Origin of the sequence: Streptomyces swartbergensis (assembly GCF_002148965.1) — a bacterium.
GTDB classification, from domain to species: Bacteria; Actinomycetota; Actinomycetes; order Streptomycetales; family Streptomycetaceae; genus Streptomyces; species Streptomyces swartbergensis.
Window position 1 is genome coordinate 1 of the sequence record NZ_NGFN01000578.1, and the last position, 2,931, is coordinate 2,931.

2 protein-coding genes are annotated in these 2,931 nt (G+C 73.2%); both read right to left on the reverse strand.

The features are described 5' to 3' along the window. Positions 1–27: 27 nt before the first annotated feature. Positions 28–1,683, reverse strand: a complete 1,656-nt coding sequence (locus tag CA983_RS42275; RefSeq protein WP_086605937.1) for a polyamine aminopropyltransferase — start codon at positions 1,681–1,683, stop codon at positions 28–30. 120 nt (positions 1,684–1,803) lie between these two features. Beyond that, entirely contained in the window at positions 1,804–2,334 is a 531-nt protein-coding gene (locus tag CA983_RS42280; RefSeq protein WP_167407557.1) for a DUF2617 family protein, read from the reverse strand. Positions 2,335–2,931 lie beyond the last annotated feature (597 nt).

The window sequence follows — 2,931 nt, forward strand, 5'->3', positions numbered from 1 at the left end:
GCCCTCGCCGGGCCGCCCCGGGCCCGCTCAGTAGCGCGGATGCACCAGTGTCGACGCGGGCAGCCCCGAGATCCGCGTGCCCCGTGCCGCCCGCTCCCCCGCCGCGAGGGACGCGTCCGTGAGGACGTACGGGCGCGGGCCGTCCGGGTCGAGACGCGGCCGCGGCTCCGTACGGGCGGCCAGGACGAAGCCCCAGTCCCGGGGCGCCCGGGAGCGGTCGGCGGGGGTGCGGTCGGGGCCGACGGCGAAACCGGCGTGGCGGCCGCCCGCGCAGTACGGGGCGGTGCGGAAACCGGCCGCGCGGAGGGTCGCCTCCACCGTCCAGTACACCCGCGGGCTGGACGCCACGGTCCCGGCGTGCACCACGAGCCGGCCGCCGGGGGCGAGCACCCGCCGCGCGAGGCCGTAGAACTCCTGCGAGTACAGCTTCGTACTGGCCGTGATGCCCGGGTCCGGAAGATCCGAGAGGACCACGTCGTACGAGGCCGGGGGCGCTCCGCGCAGCCAGCCGAAGGCGTCCTGCGTGGTCACGCGCACGCGCGGGTCGCCGAACGCGTGCTTGTTCAGCGCGGACAGGGCCGGGTCGGTGCGGGCCAGCCGCACGACCTCCTCGTCGAGTTCGACGACGTCGACCCGGTCCACCCCGGGATGCCGCAGCACCTCGCGTGCCGCCAGTCCGTCACCGCCGCCGAGGATCAGCACGCGCGCGTGCGGCCCGGTCATGGCCGGGTGGACGAGGGCCTCGTGGTAGCGCGGTTCGTCGCCCCCGCTGACCCGCAGCCTGCCGTCGAGGAACAGGTCGAGGGGCCGCCCGTGCGTGCCCCCGGTGAGGACCACTTCCTGCACGCCGGTCTGGAGCGCCACCCGTACGTCCCCGCCGTACACCGCCTGCCGGGCGGCCCGCTCGAAGTCGTCGACGAGGACGGCGGCCGAGCCGAGGATCGCCAGCACGAGCGCGTTGGCGAGCAGCAGCAGCCAGCGGGCGCGCCGGGTCAGGTCCCGGCGGAACAGGCCGAGCACCAGGGCGCCCCCGACGACCGCGTTGACGGCGCCGGTGATCAGCGCGCCGGTGAGCTGGCCGAGGAACGGCAGCAGCAGGAAGGGGAAGGCGAGTCCGCCGACGAGCGCACCGACGTAGTCCGCGGCGAACAGGTCGGCCACCGCACCGCCGGCGTCCTGGCGGCGGATGCGCTGGATCAGTTCCATCAGCAGGGGTACCTCGGCGCCGATGAGCAGCCCGGTCGCGAGGGAGAAGGCGACCAGGAGGCAGCGGGGCCCGCTGGCCCACATCCCGCCCCAGTCACCGGTCCAGGCGAAGACGGCGTACAGGGCCATCGCGCTGCACCCGCCGACGAGGGCGAGGGTCGCCTCGACCGCGCCGAAGCCGGCCGCGGCGAGCCCGCGCAGCCGCTTCGCGGCGAGGGAGCCGATACCCATCGCGAAGACCATGACGGACAGCACGACGGACGCCTGGGTGACTGAGTCGCCCATCAAGTACGAGGCTAGGGCGACCAGTTCGAGTTCGTACACCAGTCCACAGGCCGCGCAGACGAACACGCCCGCCAGGACCAGGAACCGTCCGGTGCCCGGCCGGACGGGCAGCCGCGCCGGGCCGCCGGGGCCGCCCGGGGCGCTCCAGGGCGGCGGGGAACCGGGCGGGGCGGGCGCGTGCGGCTCGATCACGCTGCGACGTTACGTCACGTCTCGACTGCGGTTCGTCACCCACACGTGTGGTGCTGGTTTACAGAGGCCCGAGACCGGTATGCGATCCGGCTCGCCGAGTGAGTGAGGTGCCGGGGAGATTCAGTCGGCGGCGGTGGCCGACGCCGGCACCCGTACGCCCACCTTCGTGCGGGTCGCCACCAACTGCCCGTCCTGCGGGTACGCGTGCCAGGTCCGCCAGTGCACCTGTCCCTCGTGGTGCTGGGCCAGCAGTGCCGTGAAGGCGTGCGGACTGCCGGGGAAGACGCCGGCCAGGCCGTGCGGATGGTCGGAGACGAGGGCCAGCAACTCCTGGGCGCGGCCCGCGAAGGAGCCGGGCGAGAGGACCTCGACCCGGGCCGCGAACTCGTACTCCCAGTCGTCCACCCGCTTGGCGACGCCGAGCGGAAGCGGCGTGCTGCTGCCCGGAATGCACGCCACCGTTTCCGAGCAGACGCCCCGCTCCTCCTCCAGCAGGACCTGGTGGGACGCGCCGAGGAGTCGCAACTGAAGTTTGACGCCCGCCAGTTCGAGGTCGAGCGTGGCCAGTGCGGGAAGCGGCTCGCGCCCCAGGGCCCAGGCGAGATCGGCCGCGCGCGTGTCGGTGTAGGAGGTGTTCAGGGTCGTGAGCATGGATCGGCTCCGCAAGCACACAAGGAGAGGGAGATGGGTCCGCTGCACCCCGGTCGCACCGGGGGGATTCGGCCCGGGTCAGCCCAGTCGGCCGGTTTCAGGAAGGTGTCCGCAGGACGTCCGAGGGGCTGCGTTGGTGCATTAGAGGGAATCATGAACTGTGGCGCCGCCACAGCGTTTTTACCCAAGTTCGTAGGGTTTCCATCCCTCAGAGGGCTCCACAGCTCAACTGTTCAACTACGGCGTGCGCCGGTGCCGGGGAGGCGTGCGCCGGTGCGCCGTGGCTCACGCCGGGATCCGGGACGGACGCGGGCCCGGGCTTTCACCGTCCTCCGGAAGTGCCCGATTGACGGACGCAGTTGCCGGAGTCACGCCTCGATCCGTCACTGCTCGGCGGCAGTTGTCCTACAGGCATGCGAAGTCGCCACAACACGCCCCGAGTCGCCCGACAGAGGTTCGGCACATCCTCCGGACGGGAACCCCGGGTCCTCCGGCCGGCACAGGAACGCGGGGCCCGCCCCAGTGCGGACCCCGCGTGTTTCGGTGGTTGCGGCTCCCCCGTCGTGAGCGCGGCCGACGTACGTCAGCTGCCTCCGC

Bases quoted from the DNA above. Each gene is read 5' to 3' on its own strand.
- CA983_RS42280 (WP_167407557.1), bottom strand. From the start codon at position 2,334: ATGCTCACGACCCTGAACACCTCCTACACCGACACGCGCGCGGCCGAT.